We start from the raw sequence: 5,264 nt of genomic DNA on the forward strand, positions 1-5,264 counted from the left end.
TTGTTGGTCTCTTCGACGATCCGGACAGCTCCCTCACGGAACTCCCGGTCGTACTTCTTCCGCTTCTCTGGCATCTCGATCCTCATTGTCGATGCCTCTACGGTCCGGGGGGAACCTCACTATGACGGCATTGTCGGTCTTGTGGGACAGGATCAACCTCGATCGAGTTCGCGAGGAGTCGCGCGGGCTTCAGGTGCCCCGCGGGTAGCGCGACTGTTCTGCGTGCACGGCATTGTGCTGGGTCCACGCCAAGAGGTCATCGACGACGAAGCGAACCGATGCGCCACCTGAGCGGTCTTCGACGAGGACGGGCAGGTCGTTCGCTCGGGGCCACTGTCCGGGCACGACGAACCCAGAACCGCCGACCAGGTGGCCGTTCATGCGGGCGAAAACAATGGTCGCCGAGTCGCGTTTTAGCGGCACGAAGTACGCCTGGCCAACGGACACGGTCGGGTCATACAAGGGTCTGTCGCTAAGGCCGGGCAGGTCGAGTTGCGTGGAGAGGGCCTTGAGGGCGGGCTCGAACACAAGTTGGATGGGGCTGAGCTCGGCCCACAGGATCTGGCGCAGCGAGTCGGCGAGGTCGCTGGTGGCGAACCCGGCGTCGGCCAGTGTCCCGGCGCCCAGGACCATCTTTGCCGCGAGTTGGCGTGCGGTGTTGAGATTGTGGACGATGTCGATGCTGACGGTCAGATGCCACGGTCTGCCGGGAGTGTTCGCGACCACCGTGTCGACCTCGTCGTTGCTCCAGCCGACGATTTTGCCCAGGCCGTCCTTGAGCACCCGCTTGACCTGGTCACGGCTTCCTTCGAGGCGGAAGTGCCGGTCGTTGCCCTCGTCGCGGATAGTGACCGGCTTGACGCGTCGAACATCGCGCGCCTCGAGGTCGACGTCGACGGCGACGGGCTCTGGTCGTGCTGGGTCATCCGATGCAGTGGTCCCCCGCCACCGGCCTCGGGTGTAGAGCTCGTTTCCTCGGCTGAGCTTGCCTTCGATGTCGTGCCCGATGCGGCTGTTGCACCGGCGGCACGCGTCAACGGTGGCATGTGCGCCGAACACTTCCCAGAAGACGTGGTCGTCAGTCTTGCCCTCGTCCGCGTCCGGGTCGGCACTCATGAACGTGGCGCAGTACGGGCAGCGGCTGATGCTCACACGTTCAGGGTGCACCAGGCCACCGAGGTCCCTGCTCATCTTCCGCTTCCCCGACGCCAGCAACCGCTGCCCATAGAGCGGCTTGTTCTACTCCTCGAGCCAAACCGTGGTTGCGATGTTGTCCGCGCTCAACGAGGTGCTCGCTCCCGCTTGATGGACCGCGTCCGTGACGATGTCGACCCATGAGCTCATGAGCGCGTCACGACCGGCGGCTCCGAAGATGACCCCATCGACCGGCCGGTATCCGAAGACACGGTGGCCGTCCGTAGGAATGAAGGCGCTACTAACAACCGGATCGCGTCGGCGGAACACCTCTGCTGGCGGGTGCACGGTGAGGCGTGCGGTGTAGTCGCTATTGAGGCCCAAGGCTGTTCGTGTTGCGAGCAGGAGGGCGAGGAAGTCGACGGCGGAGCTGTCGATGTCGTTGATCGGGACGTGCCCGGGCTGCCGGCCTTCGCCGACGATGGCACCGTCTCGCGTGAACGCCACCGCGACCGTGCCGTCGCCGTGAACCTCGATCCGCGCGTGCATTCGAGCGGGATGGTTGACTGGCGGTACCTGTATCTCGCGGAAGGCGGTGCGTGAGAACCGTTGCAGCCCTCGCCGGGTCTGCTCGGGCGCAGTCATGTCTCGGGGGCCGGTCCCTAGCTGGAGCGGGAACGCCCAGGCTTGTTCGATGATTGCGTTCGCACTGGACAGAGTGAGATCGCGGGGCCGGGTGAAAGGCTGGTCGGGGACGGCGAACGCAACCACCCAGTTCCTCGACGGGATGTCCTGCGGCAGCGTGGCCAGGAAGTCGGCGAAGCGGTCGTCGAACTCCTCGTGGCGTCGACGTCGACCGGATTCACGTTCGGCGTAGGCGGCGGCGATCTGCCGCTCAACCATCCATTCGGTGTCGGGACCATGTCGGTACGGCACGCCGAACCAGTCGGTGCCGTTCGTCGGATGAACGAGGTGCGGACGGTCGAGGCTGTCTGGTACCAGCATCACCAGAACGCCTGCGTCGGGCTCGCCGGTGGGCGCGGTCGGGAGCAGTTCGAGACCATTGACCGGCGGGTACACGAGGTTGCCGGCGACGCGGCGGATGTCGCGCGTGGTGGCCTCGTCAACTCGTCCGACAGGAACCACGGTATCGGCTGCTGAAGTTCCGGCGGCGGTGGTCTCTGCGACTCCGTACACGATCATGCCGCCGCCGCTGTTGGCCATCGCAGCGATATCCTTCGCGAGCTCGAGTTGCTGGTGCTGCTTCGCTGTGGTGTCAGCCTTGGTAGCGGTCAGTGGCAGCTGCCGCTTCCAGTCCAGGTCCGAGCGCTCCGGCACTGCCTCCGAGCACGCTCGCTCGATCAGACCGAGGGTCAGGTCGCCGGAGGGTTCACCCAAGATCGCGTGGAGGGGCGTGAACGGCATGGCCCAACCGTAGGGTGATCCGCCGACACACCGCCTCTCTGCGTCAACGAATCCGACCGGCCGGGTACGGACCCCCGTCGGTCGGCTGACGCTCGCCCGGTCGTGGTGCCGCTCTCCTAGCGTTTGCTCGCTTCGCTGCGCTCGTAGATCTGCTCACCACGTTGGTAGGGGAAGAACGTCTTGTCGACGCCGAGGGTTCGCAGCAGCGGCTCGAGAAGCTGCTGGACCACTGCGGGGGTCTCCTCGAGCATGCGGGTGCTCGAGCTGGTGGTGTGGCGCGTGTACTCGGGTGCCGGGTAGGGGTGGAGGTTCCAGTTCCCGAAGTTGGAGTACTTCGCTGAGGCGTACAGGCCGTGAATGTTGGTGAGTAAGAGCCCGAGATCGTACTCGCCGGAGTAGCGAAGCTTCTCGACGCCGAGGTGGGCTGCGAGGCGGGTTAGGACGTGAACGCCTTCGAGCAGGTACCCGGACAAAATGGCCTCGGTCGCCCCTGAGTGATGGCTTTCGCTCATGGCGTAAGTGGCGCCGGTGAAAAGGCCGAGGACGGCGCCATCGTCGCGCAGGTGGAGCTGGTAGCGGAACTCTTCGGGTGCGACTCGGTCGAGCCGGGGGTCGTCGCTGCTGATGAGGATGCCGGCGGGGTGGGGCCGGTCGATGCCGGCTGTGATGCCCCATGGTGTCCATCGGGGTTCGAAGTCGCGTGCGTCGTGTGCGAGTTGGAGCGGGTTCGTGCCGGCGAGGGCCTCGGTGAGTGTGGTCGCTGGGGTGAAGCGCGGTCGGGCGAGGAACGCAAGGTGTCCGTGCTGGGCAAGTGCAGGGTCGGTGCCGGGGTCGAGGGTCTCCTCAAGGTCATGCAGTTCGCGGTCCATGTCGGCGATACGAGCGCGACGGGTCAGCATCAGGCGTTCGACTTCGGTGTCGCTCAGGACGCGTTTCCCTTCGGCGCTGCGGCCGAAGTACTTGCCACCGACCATGTGAGGGGCACTGCCGGACGCGGGAACGGAGACGAGGACGACGTGCCTGTCGCCGCCTGCATTGGGGAGCAGCCGTACGTCGACGAACAGGGGCGGGCTAATGACGGTTCCAGCTACTTGGATGATGCGTGTGGTAATGGCTGCGGCGGGTTCGTCGGTGCCGACGACGTCGTTGCTCTTGTCGGTGACGCCGATGATGAGGGTTCCGCCGTCAACGCTGAGGGAGGCGAGGTCGCGTGCGAGTTCCTGGTTCGCGGGCTTGCTCGATGCGGGGACGGCCTGCTTGAGCTCGACCCAGGCGGACTCTTCGAGCACGCCGGCAGCGGCCGCGATCTCGACTTCGTCCCAGGTTGTCAACGCGCTGCGGCCCTTGCCACTGCCGAGGTAGAACGAATGAGAGGTGGCCGTCATGGTCGGGACCGTACTCACCGACACCGACACCGACACGCGTATGGCTGGAACACGACCACCCTCGTTAGATGGGACGCCGGAAGGACGCCATCAGCGGTGTCGCGACCACCACGGTCTCTGGCCCGACGCTACCGGGGGAACCATGAGAGCCGATCGGTTGGCGCCGATAGTCGGCGGAAAGACACAGGCCGGCCAGTCCAGGACGGAAGCCGGCTTGTGAGTTGCTAGCCCCGCGGCGCGGCCGGATTGTCGCGGGCGCCCCGCCGATTCGACGCAGCGGTTAAGGCCCTCGCTTCAGTTGCGAATTCGCCCGACGCAATGGGTGCAAGGCCCTTCGAGTTCGTGGCACCGTCCCAGCTCGTGCATCGTGACCGCCTCTACCTCGTCCTCTGCTGCTGCCCTCATGAGGTCGTCGACCGTTCTGGGCATGTCGTGGTAGCGGTCTGCATCGAAGCATTCGTGTTCCACCATGGTGCGCATCTTGGCTCGTCGAAGTCGCGAGCGTGACCGTACCTGTTCGAGGCGCCGCGAGAGTGGCATGACGCAGGTCAGCTTCGCACTGTAGCGGCCGATGCGGATTGTCCTCGTGTCAAGCCCTGCTCGCCCAACGAAGTTGTCGCCGACACGGAAGCAGCCGCTTGTGGCGAGACTTACCCCGCTGGACGAGAATGTCGACATCGGCGTTGTGTCGGCGGTCGTCGCTACGGTCGAACCCGCGATCAGGAACACGCCTGCTCGCGGGCGGAGGGCCACCATGTACGACCATGACCGACAGTTCCCACGGGCCTACACGGTCCCTGGGACCCCTCACAAGGCTGCCAGCGCGCTCGGGGTGAAGTGGGCGTTGGAGCAGGCCGAATCGTTGGGGTCGGTGGTGTCGGTGTACGCGCCGGGCAAGCAGAACCTGCATCACGTCGCCCAGGACCACCCAACAGTGCACGGCCTGATCCAGAGCGGCGTCCGTGTCACGACGTGGAGGGACTCCGGTCCAGGTGCAGGCGTGATCGTCGCTTTATGGCCGGACGAGACGCACCTTCTGGTGGCCGACGAGAACAGCTCAACGACGGCCCTGGTCGCTATCACATGGAGTCCCCGCCCGACGCTCGCGTGGGCGCAAGCCAAGGGCGCTGCCGCCCTCGGCGGTCCACGTCCCGACATCAGCCTGACCCGACCCCTCGACCCGGTGGTCGCCGAAGCGGTTGTGGTTCCCCCCGAATCGTGGAGGGCTTCTCTATGCGGCTTCCCGGTCGGGGGCCGCTGTGTCCTCGTAGTTGACCGGGCTCATCATGCCCGCCGAGCTGTGCCGGCGTTCGTGGTTGT

At 65.8% G+C, this 5,264-nt stretch carries 4 protein-coding genes; 1 reads left to right on the forward strand and 3 read right to left on the reverse strand.

The window, feature by feature from the left end; translation table 11 throughout:
* Positions 1–189: 189 nt before the first annotated feature.
* The 3 genes from QWY28_RS23020 to QWY28_RS23030 form a co-directional block, all read right to left on the reverse strand.
* A complete protein-coding gene (locus QWY28_RS23020) occupies positions 190–1,152 on the reverse strand; it encodes a hypothetical protein (RefSeq protein WP_300955259.1) in 963 nt (320 codons plus the stop codon).
* A gap of 87 nt (positions 1,153–1,239) precedes the next feature.
* Positions 1,240–2,559: an AlbA family DNA-binding domain-containing protein gene (locus QWY28_RS23025; protein WP_300955260.1), complete on the reverse strand. Its 1,320-nt coding sequence runs from the start codon at positions 2,557–2,559 to the stop codon at positions 1,240–1,242.
* Positions 2,560–2,675: 116 nt separating this feature from the next.
* Complete coding sequence (locus QWY28_RS23030; RefSeq protein ID WP_300955261.1) at positions 2,676–3,944, reverse strand: AlbA family DNA-binding domain-containing protein; 1,269 nt, start codon at positions 3,942–3,944, stop codon at positions 2,676–2,678.
* A 571-nt stretch (positions 3,945–4,515) separates the two neighbouring features.
* Between QWY28_RS23030 and QWY28_RS23035 the strand changes: the two genes are divergently transcribed.
* Positions 4,516–5,264 (forward strand): hypothetical protein (locus QWY28_RS23035; protein WP_300955262.1); only part of this gene is annotated, 749 nt, incomplete at its 3' end.

The organism is Nocardioides oceani, from assembly GCF_030412965.1.
Classification (GTDB): Bacteria; Actinomycetota; Actinomycetes; order Propionibacteriales; family Nocardioidaceae; genus Nocardioides; species Nocardioides oceani.

What these genes read in the sequence shown, in the direction of transcription:
- QWY28_RS23030 (WP_300955261.1), bottom strand. Translation starts at nt 3,944, where the DNA reads ATGACGGCCACCTCTCATTCGTTCTACCTCGGCAGTGGCAAGGGCCGC.
- QWY28_RS23025 (WP_300955260.1), bottom strand. Translation starts at nt 2,559, where the DNA reads ATGCCGTTCACGCCCCTCCACGCGATCTTGGGTGAACCCTCCGGCGAC.